Origin of the sequence: Mesorhizobium sp. M2E.F.Ca.ET.209.01.1.1 (genome assembly GCF_004010375.2) — a bacterium.
Lineage (GTDB): Bacteria > Pseudomonadota > Alphaproteobacteria > Rhizobiales > Rhizobiaceae > Mesorhizobium.
In genome coordinates this window covers 1-313 of the sequence record NZ_SADP02000880.1, presented here as the reverse complement: position 1 = coordinate 313, position 313 = coordinate 1, and the positions used below count along the sequence as shown (strand labels likewise).

Below are 313 nucleotides of genomic sequence, written 5' to 3'. Positions count from 1 at the left end.
TTGACGACGACGTCGTAGAGGCCGCGTGTGAACGTCAGGCTGTTCATCCTGCCGCCGACGCTTTCGAAAAGCGCCTGGACTGCAGCTTCCCGGTTCGATCCCTGCATCAGCCCTTTGGCGGCATGGGGTTCGTAGTTGGCCAATATGGTAACCTTCATGGCAATCTCCTCCAAATATCATTGTCTCGGGCTGCCCGTGAGCAGCACGGACTTGCCTTCTTTCCCTGACATCTGACTTGGTCTGTGGACCGCTTGGGCAAACATGGCCAATGGCGGTTCGACCGGAGCAATGCTTCGGCTTGGGATAATATGCG

1 protein-coding gene is annotated in these 313 nt (G+C 56.9%); it reads right to left on the bottom strand.

What is annotated here, in order from left to right; all coding sequences use genetic code 11:
• On the bottom strand, positions 1–158 hold a 158-nt coding region (locus EN852_RS38320), incomplete at its 3' end, for a GYD domain-containing protein (protein WP_135879870.1).
• Positions 159–313 lie beyond the last annotated feature (155 nt).